Raw genomic sequence first — 14,663 nt, 5'->3', positions numbered from 1 at the left:
CCACCATGCGAAAGCTCCTCACAATCCTCAACGCCATCATCCGGGACAATAAACCATGGCAAAGCGCTTGACGCACAAGACAGTCGCTCTGCCCTGCCGGGCATCTCCCCCACAAGGAGGGAGATCGGATGGGGTTGGCCTCTCGACCCTATCACTACCGTGGTGGTCAAATGGAAACACCGTATGGGTTGGATGGATGTGGTGAGCATGACTCTAGCCGATCTCCCTCCTTGTGGGGGAGATGCCCGGCAGGGCAGAGGGGGGTGCGCCGCCCCCGAAAGTTATCGAGCTTGACGCCCCAAATTCTCACCGCTTACGCACGAATTCCGTCCGCAGCACCAGGCCCTTGATCGCCTCATGCCGGCAGTCGATTTCTTCGGGGTTGTCGGTCAGCTTGATCGACTTGATGACCGTGCCCTGCTTCAGGGTCTGGCCGGCGCCCTTGACCTTGAGGTCCTTGATCAGGGTGACGGAATCGCCGTCCTTGAGGAGGGTGCCGGAGGCGTCGCGAACCTCGGCGGCACCGGCACCTGCGGCCGCAGCCAGTTCGGAGGCCGGGCGCCATTCGCCGGTCGCTTCGTCATAGACATATTCGTCGTCATCGCCAGCCATCGGCGTCGCTCCTTAAAATCAACAATTCGCCGGTCGGCGGTGGCCGCTTATAGCAGCCGAACCGCCCTGAGCAAGCTCCGCGGCAATATGCCGGCCGAGCGTCGTCCGGTTGCATTCGCCCATATGCGATGATATTTGGCCATTGTGCCATTCAAGAGAAAGGAGGGTCACGTGCACAATTTCTATTTCCGGTACTACCGGACACGTGGTCCCGTCGACGCCCTGCAAATGCGTTTGCAGGGCTGACCAGAGGCCGTTTCTCTTAAAATACACCTTCCTGGTCTGCCCTTCGTGGCCCGCAGCGCCGAGCGTCCGCTCGTGCGTCATCGCGATTTCAGAACACGCTGCAAACTGTGCATGACATCGATGATGGCCCCGAGTGCCCGCGATATCCTGTGCCTGCAAGCCAAGACCAGAGAACGACAAATGAGCCTCATCAACCTCCGCAATCTCGGAATCACCCTGTCCAGCCCGCTGTTTTCCGGGCTCAACCTCAGCATCAATGCCGGCGACCGGATCGGTATCGTCGCGGCCAACGGGCGCGGCAAGTCCACGCTCTTGAAATGCATCGCCGGTACGCTCGATGCGAGCGAGGGCGAGATCACCAGAAGCCGGGGACTGACGATCGGCATGGTGGAGCAGAACGTGCGCCCCTCCCTGATGCAGGCGAGTTTTCGCGAGGCCGTGCTCCAGGCGCTGCCGGCGGCTCAGATCGACAGCGAAAGCTGGCGTGCCGATGTCGCGCTCGAAGGGATGGAGGTGCCGGAGGGATTGCGCGAACGGCCGCTTGCCGCGCTGAGCGGCGGCTGGCAAAGGCTGGCGCTGATCGCGCGGGCCTGGGTGACCGAACCGGACGCGCTGCTGCTCGACGAACCGACCAACCATCTCGATCTTGCCAAGATCGCGCTTCTGGAAGACTGGCTGAACGCGCTCCCCCGCGACATGCCGGTGATCCTGTCGAGCCACGACCGCGCCTTTCTCGACACTGTGACCAACCGCACGCTTTTCCTGCGGCCGGAAAGTTCCCAGACCTTCAGCCTTCCCTATTCCAGAGCACGGGCAGCGCTCGACGAGGCGGATGCGGCGGATGCGAAGCGCTACGAACGCGACATCAAGACGGCCGACCAGCTGCGCCGGCAGGCGGCGAAGCTGAAGAATATCGGCATCAATTCGGGCAGCGACCTGCTGGTGGTCAAGACCAAGCAGCTGAAAGAACGCGCCGAGAAGCTGGAGGACGCGGCAAGGCCGGCGCATCTGGAACGCTCCGCCGGCGCCATCCGCCTTGCCAATCGGGGTACCCATGCCAAGGTGCTGATGACGCTGGAGGATGCGGCGGTGACGACGCCGGACGGCACGCTGCTGTTCAGGACCGGCAAGCAGTTCATCTGCCAGGGCGACCGGATCGTGCTGCTCGGCCGCAACGGCACGGGCAAAACGCGGCTGGTGACGATGCTGCGCCGGACGATGGCCGAACCCTCGTCAACGATCGGCGGCATCAAGGCGACGTCGACGCTGATCCTCGGCTACGGCGACCAGTCGCTCGCCGATCTCGACGACCGGCGGACGCCGCACGAAACGATCATCCACCGGTTCGACATCGGCGACCAGAAGGCCCGCTCGCTGCTCGCCGGCATCAGCGTCACCGTGGAGATGCAGGCGCGGCCGGTGGCAGAGCTTTCGGGCGGGCAGAAGGCACGGCTCGGCCTTTTGGCGCTGAGGCTGCGGGAGCCGAATTTCTACCTGCTCGACGAACCGACCAACCATCTCGACATCGACGGACAGGAGGCGCTGGAAAGCGAGCTGATGGCGCATCAGGCAAGCGGCCTGCTGGTCTCCCACGACCGCAGTTTCGTGCGGGTGGTCGGCACCCGTTTCTGGGTGATCGACAAAAAGAAGCTGATCGAGGTCGAGGGGCCGGAGAGCTTCTTTACGGCGAGCCGTGGCTGACTCGATAGAAATTGCTCCTCACCCTTTTCGCCGCTCGCGGTAGGGCGATAGCATGTGAGGGGACGACGGTGCGTGGAGCCCCTCCCCCTTGTGGGGAGGGGTTGGGGAGGGGCCTTCAACCAGTATAAAAACCCCTCCCGCCTGCCGGCCACCCTCCCCACAAGGGGGAGGGTTAGGGACGCCGCACCGTCTCACGTCCCATATGCGATCGTCCGGCCGTCAAAACGGGGAAGCGGTGGTGGCAGCCGGATAAGGACATACCTTCCCTCCCCTCCATGAGGAGAAAACCTCAGGCTTTCCCGTTGCGCTCCTCGAAGGCTTTTCGCGCCGCCTCGATATCGGCGTGGCGCGCCGCTGCCCATTCCCAGACCGCGCAGAAGGCGGCGCCGAGGCTTCGTCCGAGTTCAGTGAGGTTGTATTCGACTTTCGGCGGGATGACCGGATAGACCGTGCGCTGGACGAAACCGTCGCGTTCCATCTGCCGCAGCGTCTGGGTCAGCATCTTCTGGCTGATGCCGCCGGTCAGCTTGCCGATCTGGGTGAAGCGCAGCGTGCCGTGTTCTTCCAGGACTTCGAGGATCAGCATGGTCCACTTGTCGGCCACCTGGCCGATGATGCCGCGCACCAGTTCTTCCAATATCGGATCGATCTCGTCGGGGATTTCACGGCCTGAGGGTGACCGCATCGACGGGCGAATTCCTTGATCCACAGTCACTCTCCTTTTGGTGCGTATAAATCTTTTTGGTGCCTTCTTCCGAGAAGAGATTGATAGCCGTATTTTCCGGCCACGCAACACGGAAAGGCGAAGACCATGAAAATGAACGGCAATACGATCCTCATCACCGGCGGCAATTCGGGCATCGGCCGGGCTCTCGCCGAGGCGTTCCACGCACTCGGCAACCAGGTGATCATCACCGGCCGGCGCCGGGAAACCCTCGACGCGGTGACCGCCGCCAATCCCGGCATGAAAGGCATGATGCTCAATCTTTCCGATGCCGAAGCAATCAAGTCATTCTCCGCCGAGCTCGCGGCGGCCTATCCGTCGCTGAACGCCGTCGTCAACAATGCCGGCATCATGGTGCCGGAACATATCGGCGCCGGGTCGGATTATCTCGCGACCTCCGAGCAGACGATCATCGCCAACCTGCTCGGCCCGATCCGGCTGATCGCGGCGCTGCTGCCACAACTTAGCACCCAGAAAGATGCCGCGATCCTGACCGTCTCCTCTGGCCTTGCCTTCGTGCCGATGGCGCTGACGCCGACCTATTCCGCCACCAAGGCTGCGATCCATTCCTATTCGATGGCGATCCGCGAGCAGCTCAAGGACGCGGGGCCGCAGGTGATCGAGATCGTGCCGCCCTATGTGCAGACATCGCTGATGAGCGAGCGCCAGGCGAGCGACCCGAACGCCATGCCGCTTGCCGATTTCATTTCCGAAGTCATGGATATCCTGACACGACAGCCGGACGTCAAGGAAGTCGTCGTCGAACGCTGCAAGCCGCTGCGTTATGCCGTCGAGAACGGCAATTTCGACACGATGTTCAACGGCATCAATTCGATGAGCCACTGATACCGACGCGTCGACGCAATCGGCCTGGCGAGGAAGGGATTTAAGTAGGCACGTATGTCAGCCTGATCACGTCCTCGCCGACACGATCGGTGGAAACAAGGCGGAGCGGCGGCCGCGGGCCGGCGAAGAACGGCTTGCCGCGGCCAAGCACGACGGGGTGGAAGTAGAGCCGATACTCGTCGATAAGGCCAAGGTCCGTCAGGGTTCCTGCCAGGTCCGGTCCGGATACCGAAATCTCCCCAACGAGCCCAGTCTTCAGACCACGGACCGTCGCCTCGACATCATCATCGACAAGCGTGGCGTTGGGGCCGACCGACTTCAACGAGCGCGATACGACCCATTTCGGCAGGCGCCGCCAGGCTGAGGCGAACTCTCGGTGCTCCGCGCTCCACTCGGGACGGTCTTCGTCCCAATACCGCATGGTCTCGTACATGCGGCGACCATAAACGCTGCCCGCCAGATCGCGCACATGGTCTATCCAGTGACGAAAGAGCTTAGGCCCGGTCGCCATTTCCTGATGGTCGACATAACCGTCGAGCGACTGGTTCATTCCAAAAACGAGTTTCGCCATGCTGCAAAACCTCCACCCAGCGTATTCAGAATAGTTTGAGGCGACATCCGCTCTGGTACCAGGCCCCAGATTCTATCCGTTAGATCCATTCAGGACGTCGTAGCGGATAAAGACGGTGCCGTTGGTGAAGGGCACCTCTTCGGTGCGCGCGAGTTTCACCTTGTTCCGGGTCTGGAACATCGGCGTACCGTCGCCGACCGCGACGGGGACGTAATAGATGCCGATCTCGTCGACCAGGCCGGCATCCAGATAGTCGGCGGCAAGCGTCGGGCCGGAGACGAAAATATTCCCCCCGGTTTGCGCCTTCAGATCGCGCATCGCATCGACATCGAGAGAGGTCACCAGTTTAGTGCGCGGCGTCTTCGGCTCGTTCAAGGTCTTCGAGACGACGATCTTGTCGGTCTGCCGCCAGATTTCCGCATATTCCGCCTCGAACGGCGTATCGCCCCGATAGGTCTGCCAGAAGGCCATGGTCTCGTACATGCGCCGGCCGTAGACGGCGAGGCCGCAGCGGCGCCCCTCTCCGTTGGCGTGACCATGCACCTCGGCGTCGATATGTCCCCAGTCGAAATCGCCTCGGGCGTCGTTGATATAGCCGTCGAGCGAGATCATCATCTCGAACACCAGTTTTGCCATCGGCCACTCCTTAACCGTTCCTCATCGGGCCGCCTCGATCAGCAGTGCCGTCAGTTCGTCCGGCATGTCGATCGGGATATCGTGGCCGCAGGCAAGCTCATGCACGGTCCAGCCGGGAGCGCCGCGATATTTCTCCGACATCCGGCCAAACGGCCCGTCCCAGCCGGTCGCGACGATGAAGGTCTTTTTCGGGACGCGCTGATAGGCGCCGGTGACTTTCAGCCTCTGCCGCAGCGTGCCGGAAGGCTGGGGCGTCGCCTTGGGTGCAGCCCACAGCTCGTCTTCTTCGCGCATATGACCGCCGGGGCCTTCCGGCACCGGGATCATCGGCGCGGAATAATCTCCCTCCGGATCGTAGTCGGTGAAGCTCATGCCGTCCTCGGGGATGAAGGCCTCGACATAGGCGATCGAGCGGATGCGCTCGGGCATACGCTCGACAACGCCGGTGGCGACGATGCCGCCATAGGAATGGCCGACGAGCACGATATCCGTCAGGTCCTTGTAGACCGCCTCGTTGACCAGGTCATCGATATGGGTGTCGAGGTTGACGGAGGGGCTCGCCAGGTGCTTGCGCTCGCAAAGCCCGGTCAGCGTCGGCGCGTAGGCGCGGTGGCCCCTGGCATGCAGGCGGGTCAGCACCCGCTCCCAGGACCAGCCGCCGGTCCAGGCGCCGTGGGCGATCAGGAATGTCAGTTTGGAATCGGACATAACTTTCCCCTTGAACCAGTTGCGATCTGCAATTGGCTCCAACCTACCAAACTAGTTCCACTTTGCAATCAGTTTTTCGAAACATAAAAAGGGAAGGCCCTCACCCTTTGGCGACATGCCGGCGTCTTTTCAACGCCTCCACATGCACTTCAGAATGAGGGCCAACACCTGCCAAAACAGCCAACACCTGCCAAAACAGACTATGCCGCTTACTTCTTCGCGGAAGTCAGCGCGAAGAAAGCACCCTGCGGATCGAGCGCCTGGACGATCCAGGAGCCGCCGGGAACTTCCATCGGGCCATGGACGACCTTGCCGCCGCCTGCCGTCAACCGGGCGATTGCGGCGTCGATCGAGTCGACGATAAAATAGTAGCACCAGCAAGCCATCGGCACTTCCGCCGGCTTGGTCATCATGCCGCCGATCTGCCGGCCGTTATGGGAGAAGATGTGGTAGGTGCCCATCGGCCCCATGTCGAAATCGTGGTCGAGCGTCCAGCCGAACATCTTGCCGTAGAAGTCCATGGCTTCCTTGCCGTTGCCGGCGTAAAGTTCCCGCCAGCCGACATTGCCGACGGCATCGGGCGCCAGTGCCTGCGGCGGGTTCTCCGGCGGGATCGGCGTCATGATGCAGATGACCGCACCATGCGGATCGGCGACGACCGCGAAACGGCCGATGCCCGGAATATCCTCCGGCTCGCGCTGGACGCGGCCGCCATTGGCGACATAGTCCTTCGCCATCTGATCGACGTCGTCGACTGCGACATAACCGGTCCAGTTCGGCGGGATCTTGCCTTCGAGTTCCGGCGGAAAGTTCATCATGCCGCCGACGCCCGGCCGATTGTCGCCCTCTCCCATTTCGAACAGGAAATAGGCGGGCATGTCGGGCATCGACATTTCCTTGATCTTCCAGCCGACCACCGACGAATAGAATTTTCCGCCGGCATCGGTATCAGGCGTCATCAGCTCGACCCAGATGAATTTGCCATGGGTCTCGGATCGAGACCCGGTAACGGTCTGCAACATGGTCGTCTCCTCTACGAATGACTGCGTCGACCGACGCGTTGAATTAGACACACGCAAGGCTCAGCGCTTGCGGGCGTAGTTCGCCTCCATGAACTGCTTCCAGGAGCCGTCCGGCTGTTTTGCGCTGGAATTGAAGACGCGGTGATCGTCATCGGTGAAGATGATCTGCTCGCGGTAGTCGCCGGTCTTGCCGGGATTGGCGAAATCCGGGCCGGTCGTATAGAGATTGAGCGCCGATCCGTCGTCCGACACCTCCCCCTCATAAACCCAGAGATGGTTCATCATCGTGCCGAGCCAGGTGCCGACATATTTGCCCTTGGCCGGATCGTAGCCGAGAGTGAGAATGGTGGTGGCGGGGCCACCGCCACCCGGCATCTCGCCGCTGCCTTCGGCGACGAACCAGATGCCGTTCAGCGACCGGCAGACTTCGACCCATTTTTCGTCATGGCCCATGCTGGTGGACGTCACCTCCCAGAGGCCGACCATCCTTTCCAGAAAGCCGTGTTCGACCTGCGGCTTGGGCATTTCCATCGTGCTCATCTTTTCCTCCTCCTCTTTTCGAAGCGCCAGAATGAACCCGTTCAATGGCAGCAGGATGAAGCCGTCTCCTGTGGCTTCTGTTCGTATTCGTCGTGGCGCTTGACGAAATTCATCGTCGAATCCTCGTTGCGGCCAAGTGGTGCCCGGTCGAGGATCATCAGCGTGCCGATCAGCTCTTCGCCGCCGCGGGCATAGCTGGAATAGGTATGAAAGATCTCGCCCGCCTCGTTTCTGTAGAAGGCGGAAAGACCCGGCAGCTCGTCATGCGCCTCTGACGGCGGGACTTCGCGGAAGTTATAATACACCTTCTCCTTGGCGAGGTCCTCCTTGGTAAAGGAGACGTGATAATCGAAGTTGAAATCGCTGCCGAAGGACGAGACCCAGGGGAATTTCCAGCCCATGCGCTTCTTGTAGGCCTCGATCTTGTCGAGCGGCGCGCGGGCCACCGCGACATAGGTGACGTCGTGGTTGTTGAGATGCGGCAGAGCGCCATCGATATGGTCCGAGAGAAATGAACAGCCGAGGCAGCCGGCATCCCAGTCCGGGCCGAGCATGAAATGGTAGACGAGCAGCTGGCTGCGGCCGTCGAACAGTTCGGCGAGCGACTTTTTGCCCTTCGGAGTGTCGAACACGTAGTCCTTGTCGACCTTTACCCAGGGCATTGCCTGACGCTCGGCGCGCACCTTGTCGCGCAGATGGGTCTCTTCCTTTTCCAGAGCCAGCAGCTTGCGCCGGGCTTCCAGCCACTCCTCGCGGCTGACGACAGGGTTTTTCGGGGACATGGTGACATCCATGACAGGCTCCTCCTATGCTTGACAGAATAAGTTGATATCAACATACTCTTCCGATGCTGTCAAACACCCCGACCATCGAAGTGATTCCCTTTTCAACGACGCTGCTGGTACGCGACACGTGCCTGTGCCTGCATGTGCAGCGGGCGGCGCGGGCGCTGGCCCGGCGTTTCGACAATGCAATGAAGCCGATCGGGCTTACCAACGGGCAATTCTCGCTGATGATGTCGCTGAACCGGCCGCAGCCGGCGCCGATGAGCCAGGTCGCCACCCTGCTCGCGATGGACCGCACGACGCTGACGGCGGCACTGAAAGTGCTGGAGCGGCGCGGCCTGGTGGAAACCACCGTCGATCCGAAGGACCGGCGCGGCCGGCTGCTGCGCCTCACCGATGACGGCATGACCATGCTGTCGGCCGCCCTGCCGATCTGGAAGCGAGTGCATGCGGAGATCGACGCTGAGCTTGGCGAAGGCGGACCAGCAGAACTGCGGGCGACGCTGGGCGGGATCAAATAGAAAAAGCCGGCGCGAGCGGCCGGCTTTCCATTTCGGAAATCTTCAGAACGATCAGGCGACCGAGACCGGCACTTCGGTCGAAGTGCGCATCGCGTGGCTATAGGGGCAGACGATGTGTGCCTTGGCGACGAGGTCTTCGGCCTGGGCCTTGTCCATGCCCGGAATGTCCACCAGGAGAGATACTTCGATGCCGAAACCCTTGCCGTCGTCGCGCGGGCCGATGCCGACGGTCGCCGTCACCTTGGCGTCATCCGGGATCTTGACCTTTTCCTTGCCGGCAACGTTCTTCAGCGCGCCGAGGAAGCAGGCGGAATAACCGGTAGCGAAGAGCTGTTCCGGATTGGTGCCGCGGGCGCCGTCGCCGCCGAGTTCCTTCGGAACGGTCAGCGTGACGTCGAGAACGCCGTCTTCGGAGGCGCCATGGCCGGCGCGGCCGCCGGTGGCAGAAGCCTTGGTGGTGTAGAGAATAGGCATGGGTCTAACTCCCTTGGTCTTTGATAGTCGTGCTGGGTTAAAAATTGTCCGCAATCAAATTGCGCACAATCTAATTACGCGCATTGCATTTCGTCGTCAAGCCTGCGAAAATGCGCTTGCCGAAAAAGATAGAGCACAGGCACGTGAAGACAGGACCGGCCATGCAGAAAAAAGCGCGCAACGCGGATAATTTCGAGATCGAGCTCGATGCGCAGCTGTGTTTTGCGATCTACGACGCGGCGCATGCCTTCACCCGCACGTATAAGCCGCTGCTGGAACCGCTCGGCCTCACCTATCCGCAATACCTGGTGATGATCGCGCTCTGGGAGGAGGACGACCAGCCGGTGAAGGCGATCGGCGACCGGCTGGGGCTGGATTCCGGCACGCTCTCCCCTCTCCTCAAGCGGCTCGAACAATCCGGCCTCGTCGCCCGCAAGCGTGACCGCGACGACGAGCGGCAGGTGAAGATTTTGCTGACGAAAAAGGGCAGAGAACTGAAAACCCAGGCGGCCGGGGTCACCGCAGCAATCGGCAAAGCCACCGGCTGCAGCTTCGAGGAAGCCATGGCACTGCGCGACGAACTGGTTGCGCTCAAGGAAAGGCTGACGAAAGCGGGAAGCGAAAAAGAGACACTGTTCCCTGTCTGATAGTCTCCGTCGCCGGTCGAGACCGGTCAACGCAAGGGTGGCAGAACCTGCGCCGCTCACGTCTTGTGGGCTTCCGGCTCGTCCGTATGGCGGCCTGAATAACGCTCGTCCAATTCCCGGATCACGCTTTCGCCGTCGGCGGGATCCACTCTGCGCAGGATGACATCGATCTTCGCCTCCAGCCGATCGGAGCCTTCCTTCGATTGCGGCGAGCCCAGAAACAGGAAGAAGGCGAGCCCGCCGACCTGCCAGAGCAGCTGCAGGAATTCCGACTGCCAGTTTTCGAAGGTGTCGCGCAGCATTTCCACCAGATAGGGGGAAAATTCCACCGGCTGTCCGTGCTCGGCCTGTTCCTGGACAAAGGCGAACCAGCCGAACAGCCAATGTCCGATAAGACTGAAAGCAAAAAATGCCAGGGTGATCCAAGCGTAGCTATAGGCTCGCCATAATGAATTCTGCTGCACGGCTTCCTCCAGAACATTCCACGCAATTCAACGGAAAAGTTCCAGCCTAGTTCCCGCAGAGATCAGGCCTGGCCGAGGTGATCCGCGACGATCCGGTCGATCCAGCGGCGATGCTCATCCCTGACCAGCGGATTTGTGCCGGGTTCGCCGGCAACCGTGATCAGCGCTTTCCACAGGCACCAGCCGCGCGCCCTTTCCCAGGTCTCGGCGTCGAGCCTCACCCGATTGCGGAAAGCATGGGCTGCGGGTTCGTCGAACAGGGTCCAGGCGATGACGAGGTCGCAGGCAGGATCGCCGATGCCGGAATTGCCGAAATCGATCACGGCGGCAAGCCGTCCGTCGCGGACAACCAGGTTGCCTTCGGCGACGTCGCCATGCACCCATACCGGCCTGTTCTTCCAGGTCGAGGCGAGCGCCCGTTCCCAGATTTCGGTGATCAGCGGCACATCGATTTCGCCAGAGAGGATATCGATCGAGCGGCGGGACTCCGCGTCATAGACCTGAAGCGATCCGCCGCGGAAAAAATTGTGTGGGCCGGCAGGCGGGCCGTCGGATGCGTCGATCTTCCAGAGGGCCCGCAGGAAATCGGCCAGATCCTCAGCAAAAACGACCAGATTGGCGATCGTCCGGAGGCTGGATCGGTCACCCGCGATCCAGGCATAGACCGACCAGGGCCAGGGATAACCTTCGCCCGGCTTTCCGAGCCCGAGGGGGACTGGAATGGGAAGCGGCAATCGGGGGCCAAGCGCCGGCAGGAAGCGGTGCTCCTTCTCCACCTGCGCGACATAACGTTCGGCACTCGGCACGCGCACCAGCATGGTCTCGCCGAGATGGAAGGTGCGGTTGTCCCAGCCGCCGTTCGCGACCGGCCGCACGGACAAATCCGCCCAATCGGGAAACTGGGCGGCTATCAGGTTTTTCACGAGAGCGGTGTCGATCTCGACCATGCGCAAATCCCTTTCGGCGCAAATCTAGGTTGCGCCTGGGATGATTAGCAAGCGTCTGTGACAGAGATTACTGCCACACCACGATACGCGCCTTTTCCGGCACGCGGTCGTAAAGGTCGATGATATCCTGGTTCATCAGCCGCACGCAGCCCGACGAGACGGCCTTGCCGATCGAATTCCATTCCGGCGAGCCGTGCAGGCGGTAGAGCGTATCCTGGCCGTTCTTGAAGATGTAGAGCGCGCGGGCACCGAGCGGGTTCAGAAGGCCGGGCGGCATGCCGCCGTTCTTGGCCGAATATTTGGTGAGTTCCGGCTGGCGGGCGACCATTTCGTCCGGCGGCGTCCATTTCGGCCATCTCTGCCGCCACTGGATGGCGCCCTCGCCCTGCCAGGCGAACCCTTCGCGGCCGATGCCGACGCCGTAACGCATCGCGGTGCCGCCCGGCTCGATGAGGTAGAGGAAACGCGAGGCGGTATCGACGACGACGGTGCCTGGACGCTCACCGGTCGGATCGACGACCTGCTGGCGGTAATAGCGTGGGTTGATCTGCCGATAGGGTATCGCCGGAATGACGAAACCGCCGTCGACCATGGAACCGTACATCACATCCAGTTCCGACGGCGGACCTTCAATGGGCTCCGGTCGGAAGGCAACCGTGGTCGCCAGCGGACGCGGCACCGACGAGGCGCAGCCGGCAAGCGTGGAGGCCGCACCCGCACCGAGGAGAGACAAAAAACTCCGGCGGGAAAACGAAGGGTTCAGGATCATCTGAGGCAGGACCGTCCGATAGGAAACGCAGGGAACAGCAAAATCGCTCTTTAACGGCAGGGCGGCCGAAAAGTTCCGACTCGCTCCTTCCGCAGGGAAGATAGGTCCGCGGTCGTTAATCAACTATTCACGAGACCTACACGGCGGTTCAAACCCATGAGATGAATCGAACGAAAAAGAGCGGCATCGCCGCTCTTTCCGTCTGTTGCCAAGCCTGTTGCGGCGTTCAGAGGACCACGATCTGAGTGCCCGAGGGCACGCGATCGAAGAGGTCGATGACATCCTGGTTGAGCATGCGCACGCAGCCGGACGAGGTCTGTTTGCCGACGGACTGCCAGTCCGGCGTACCATGCACCCGGTAGAGCGTGTCCTGGCCATCCTTGAAGATGTAGAGCGCGCGGGCGCCGAGCGGATTGTTGAGCCCGGGATTGGCACCGCCTTCGGCGGCCGAAAATTTGCGCAGATCCGGCTGGCGGGCGACCATCTCGTCCGGCGGCGTCCAGCGCGGCCATTCCGCCTTGCGCTGGATGACACCGCGGCCCTGCCAGGCGAAACCGGCCTTGCCGAGGCCGACGCCGTAACGGATCGCCTTGCCGGCCGGCTGCACGAGATAGAGAAAGCGCTCCCTGGTATCGACGACGATCGTGCCCGGCGCTTCATTGGTTTGGTAGTCAACGTCCTGGCGCAGATAGCGGGCATCGATGCGCGAATAAGGGATTGCCGGAAGCGTGTGGCCGTCATCGCGGATCACGCCATACATCGCCCGGTGGACCGGGTTGGAAATCGGCAACCCGTAGGTCTGGTGGAAAGTCGACGGATAGAGCTGGCGCTTGTGCGGAATGGCGCCCGGCATCGGAGGCGGCTGGTTCGACGGCGGATCCGCATAGGGTGCGACGTTGAAGACCGGCGACGTCTCCTGGACGAAGACGTCGGGGTTCATGCGGCTGGTATCGGTGACCAAGGGAATCTGGCAGCCGCTGACCGCAGCGGTCGCAGCGAGCGTGACGGAAAGCCCAAGGGTTCGGCGGAAAGATCGAAAGGAGAATGGCATGGGAACCCGCTTCCAGCAGATGACGTCTGGGCCGACCATCGCAGATGCGGCTGGCGCGAGGCTGGTCAAATGTCGCCGGAGCGAACCTCAAGCTCCAGCCAGAGGCGGATGGTCATCCGTGAGAGTGCTTCGGCAATGATCTGATGTTCGGGGAGAACGAAATCTTTCATCGGGATTTGAGCATCACGCCCCCGCCGAAGGCCCGCGCCAGATCCTCGATGAGATCGGCCTCCCGCCTGGTGAGGCCGCGTTCATCCACAAAACGCCAATTGCGCTCATAGATGGAGAAGACCTCCTCGGCCGGAATCGGGCGCAACGGATCGCGGCTCCAGACGAGCTGCTTCAGTTCCGGGTAATCTGCTGGAATAATGGTGCGGTCCTGCGCAGTTTCCATGGTCGAAAGATAGTGCGAAAATCGTCAAAATGACAGGGGCACTCGACCCTACCCTATGACCTGGTTGAAGAAGCGGATGCTCTCGGCGACCGCGCCCGGCACGACGCCGTTGTGGTTGCCGGGCAAGAGCTTTGCCTCGATGGAAACGCCTGTCGATTTTGCCCGATCCATCAGCAGCTGGTGGTCGGCATCGAAGGGGCGTTCCTCGGTGCCGCGCAGCAGCAGCGTCGGGCATTTGAGGCTGTGGCCGAAACAGACCGAGGAGCGCATGACGAATTCCTGCTGGTCGTTTTCGTCGAAACGGACTTCGCGCTCGAAGCGGCCGAAATAACGCCAGGAATTGACGCCGGCAGAGATCGGCGCCGAGGCGCGGAATTTTCGGGTCATCGAGGCGAGCAGCGCCAGCGTGCCGCCATTCGAATGGCCGGCGAGGAAGAAGCGGTTCTTGTCGATCCCCGGCAGGTCCTCCAGGTAGCTTGCGGCAGCGAGCGCATCCGATGTCTCGTCGTAGAAGCCCGAATAATTGCCGGCCTGGCCGTTTTCGCCGCGGAACGAGGGCAGCATGACGACGTAACCGGCTTCCCAATAGGCCTTCATCAGTTCCCAATGGCCGTCACCGGTGGCGTTGCCGCCGTGCAGGAAAAGAACCGCGGGCTTCAGCTTCGCGGAAGGCTCATAGGGCGAGATCCAGGCGATCAGTTCGATCGAACCGTCGGGGCCGCCGCGATACATCACCCTCCTGGCGCCTGCGGGCGTGCCGAGCGGGGCAGACTGTTCAGGAGAAGGCCCCTTCCTCAAGAGATTGGTATGGAACCGCTTGCGGGCTTCGCCATAGTCTTCCTTCTCAAGCGGAGGAACGTCCGGAATGGGGAATTCCGCGCGCGCCCCGGCCGGCAACATGGCAGCGGCCGAAACGCCGGCGGCGGCCGCCAAAAGCGTCCGGCGTGTGACGCCGTCGCGTATCGAGCGGGAATTCGGGGCAATGATGCGGTCTGATGCCATGTC

At 61.9% G+C, this 14,663-nt stretch carries 19 protein-coding genes; 4 read left to right on the top strand and 15 right to left on the bottom strand.

Annotated elements, in window-relative coordinates:
- Positions 1 to 306: 306 nt before the first annotated feature.
- Positions 307 to 612, bottom strand: coding sequence for an alkylphosphonate utilization protein (locus MOV63_RS13845; protein WP_247034273.1), 306 nt, complete (start codon positions 610 to 612; stop codon positions 307 to 309).
- 426 nt (positions 613 to 1,038) lie between these two features.
- On the opposite strand from MOV63_RS13845, the gene MOV63_RS13840 reads away from it, so the two are divergent.
- Positions 1,039 to 2,559: an ATP-binding cassette domain-containing protein gene (locus MOV63_RS13840; RefSeq protein ID WP_247034271.1), complete on the top strand. Its 1,521-nt coding sequence runs from the start codon at positions 1,039 to 1,041 to the stop codon at positions 2,557 to 2,559.
- A 289-nt stretch (positions 2,560 to 2,848) separates the two neighbouring features.
- On the opposite strand, the gene MOV63_RS13835 is transcribed toward MOV63_RS13840, so the two are convergent.
- Positions 2,849 to 3,244, bottom strand: coding sequence for a helix-turn-helix domain-containing protein (locus tag MOV63_RS13835; RefSeq protein WP_247034270.1), 396 nt, complete (start codon positions 3,242 to 3,244; stop codon positions 2,849 to 2,851).
- 126 nt (positions 3,245 to 3,370) lie between these two features.
- Between MOV63_RS13835 and MOV63_RS13830 the strand changes: the two genes are divergently transcribed.
- The gene (locus MOV63_RS13830) at positions 3,371 to 4,129 is read left to right on the top strand and encodes an SDR family oxidoreductase (RefSeq protein WP_247034268.1); all 759 of its coding nucleotides are present in this window, start codon (positions 3,371 to 3,373) and stop codon (positions 4,127 to 4,129) included.
- Positions 4,130 to 4,169: 40 nt separating this feature from the next.
- Here MOV63_RS13830 and MOV63_RS13825 read toward each other — a convergent pair whose 3' ends face one another.
- The 6 genes from MOV63_RS13825 to MOV63_RS13800 form a co-directional block, all read right to left on the bottom strand.
- Positions 4,170 to 4,700 carry a dihydrofolate reductase family protein gene (locus MOV63_RS13825; RefSeq protein WP_247034266.1) on the bottom strand — a complete coding sequence of 177 codons (531 nt, stop codon included), beginning with the start codon at positions 4,698 to 4,700 and terminating at the stop codon, positions 4,170 to 4,172.
- A gap of 72 nt (positions 4,701 to 4,772) precedes the next feature.
- Positions 4,773 to 5,336, bottom strand: a complete 564-nt coding sequence (locus tag MOV63_RS13820; protein WP_247034264.1) for a dihydrofolate reductase family protein — start codon at positions 5,334 to 5,336, stop codon at positions 4,773 to 4,775.
- A gap of 21 nt (positions 5,337 to 5,357) precedes the next feature.
- Positions 5,358 to 6,044, bottom strand: coding sequence for an alpha/beta fold hydrolase (locus tag MOV63_RS13815; protein ID WP_247034262.1), 687 nt, complete (start codon positions 6,042 to 6,044; stop codon positions 5,358 to 5,360).
- Positions 6,045 to 6,253: 209 nt separating this feature from the next.
- The gene (locus MOV63_RS13810; RefSeq protein ID WP_247034260.1) at positions 6,254 to 7,066 is read right to left on the bottom strand and encodes a VOC family protein; all 813 of its coding nucleotides are present in this window, start codon (positions 7,064 to 7,066) and stop codon (positions 6,254 to 6,256) included.
- A 60-nt stretch (positions 7,067 to 7,126) separates the two neighbouring features.
- Positions 7,127 to 7,606, bottom strand: a complete 480-nt coding sequence (locus MOV63_RS13805; protein ID WP_247034259.1) for a DUF1579 domain-containing protein — start codon at positions 7,604 to 7,606, stop codon at positions 7,127 to 7,129.
- 41 nt (positions 7,607 to 7,647) lie between these two features.
- Positions 7,648 to 8,400, bottom strand: coding sequence for a thioredoxin family protein (locus MOV63_RS13800; RefSeq protein WP_247034258.1), 753 nt, complete (start codon positions 8,398 to 8,400; stop codon positions 7,648 to 7,650).
- 53 nt (positions 8,401 to 8,453) lie between these two features.
- Here MOV63_RS13800 and MOV63_RS13795 point away from each other — a divergent pair, with 53 nt between their 5' ends.
- Positions 8,454 to 8,912 (top strand): MarR family winged helix-turn-helix transcriptional regulator, encoded by a 459-nt coding sequence (locus MOV63_RS13795; RefSeq protein WP_405029333.1) that lies wholly within the window; start codon positions 8,454 to 8,456, stop codon positions 8,910 to 8,912.
- A 51-nt stretch (positions 8,913 to 8,963) separates the two neighbouring features.
- Here MOV63_RS13795 and MOV63_RS13790 read toward each other — a convergent pair whose 3' ends face one another.
- Positions 8,964 to 9,386 carry an organic hydroperoxide resistance protein gene (locus MOV63_RS13790; protein WP_038540908.1) on the bottom strand — a complete coding sequence of 141 codons (423 nt, stop codon included), beginning with the start codon at positions 9,384 to 9,386 and terminating at the stop codon, positions 8,964 to 8,966.
- Between the two features lie 161 nt (positions 9,387 to 9,547).
- Between MOV63_RS13790 and MOV63_RS13785 the strand changes: the two genes are divergently transcribed.
- A complete protein-coding gene (locus tag MOV63_RS13785; protein WP_247034257.1) occupies positions 9,548 to 10,033 on the top strand; it encodes a MarR family winged helix-turn-helix transcriptional regulator in 486 nt (161 codons plus the stop codon).
- 56 nt (positions 10,034 to 10,089) lie between these two features.
- Here the strand turns inward: MOV63_RS13785 and MOV63_RS13780 are convergent, their stop codons facing one another.
- The 6 genes from MOV63_RS13780 to MOV63_RS13755 all read right to left on the bottom strand — a co-directional run bounded on the left by MOV63_RS13780 (position 10,090) and on the right by MOV63_RS13755 (position 14,660).
- The gene (locus MOV63_RS13780) at positions 10,090 to 10,497 is read right to left on the bottom strand and encodes a DUF6766 family protein (RefSeq protein ID WP_247034256.1); all 408 of its coding nucleotides are present in this window, start codon (positions 10,495 to 10,497) and stop codon (positions 10,090 to 10,092) included.
- Positions 10,498 to 10,559: 62 nt separating this feature from the next.
- Positions 10,560 to 11,444, bottom strand: coding sequence for an aminoglycoside phosphotransferase family protein (locus MOV63_RS13775; RefSeq protein ID WP_247034255.1), 885 nt, complete (start codon positions 11,442 to 11,444; stop codon positions 10,560 to 10,562).
- A gap of 67 nt (positions 11,445 to 11,511) precedes the next feature.
- Positions 11,512 to 12,213, bottom strand: coding sequence for a L,D-transpeptidase (locus MOV63_RS13770; RefSeq protein WP_247034254.1), 702 nt, complete (start codon positions 12,211 to 12,213; stop codon positions 11,512 to 11,514).
- A 226-nt stretch (positions 12,214 to 12,439) separates the two neighbouring features.
- Positions 12,440 to 13,264 (bottom strand): L,D-transpeptidase, encoded by an 825-nt coding sequence (locus tag MOV63_RS13765; protein ID WP_247034252.1) that lies wholly within the window; start codon positions 13,262 to 13,264, stop codon positions 12,440 to 12,442.
- 166 nt (positions 13,265 to 13,430) lie between these two features.
- Positions 13,431 to 13,658 (bottom strand): hypothetical protein, encoded by a 228-nt coding sequence (locus MOV63_RS13760; RefSeq protein WP_247034250.1) that lies wholly within the window; start codon positions 13,656 to 13,658, stop codon positions 13,431 to 13,433.
- Positions 13,659 to 13,706: 48 nt separating this feature from the next.
- Positions 13,707 to 14,660, bottom strand: coding sequence for a S9 family peptidase (locus MOV63_RS13755; RefSeq protein WP_038548885.1), 954 nt, complete (start codon positions 14,658 to 14,660; stop codon positions 13,707 to 13,709).
- Positions 14,661 to 14,663 lie beyond the last annotated feature (3 nt).

Source organism: Neorhizobium sp. SHOUNA12A, assembly GCF_023006505.1.
Lineage (GTDB): Bacteria > Pseudomonadota > Alphaproteobacteria > Rhizobiales > Rhizobiaceae > Neorhizobium.
This window is presented reverse-complemented; position numbering and strand designations above follow the sequence as displayed.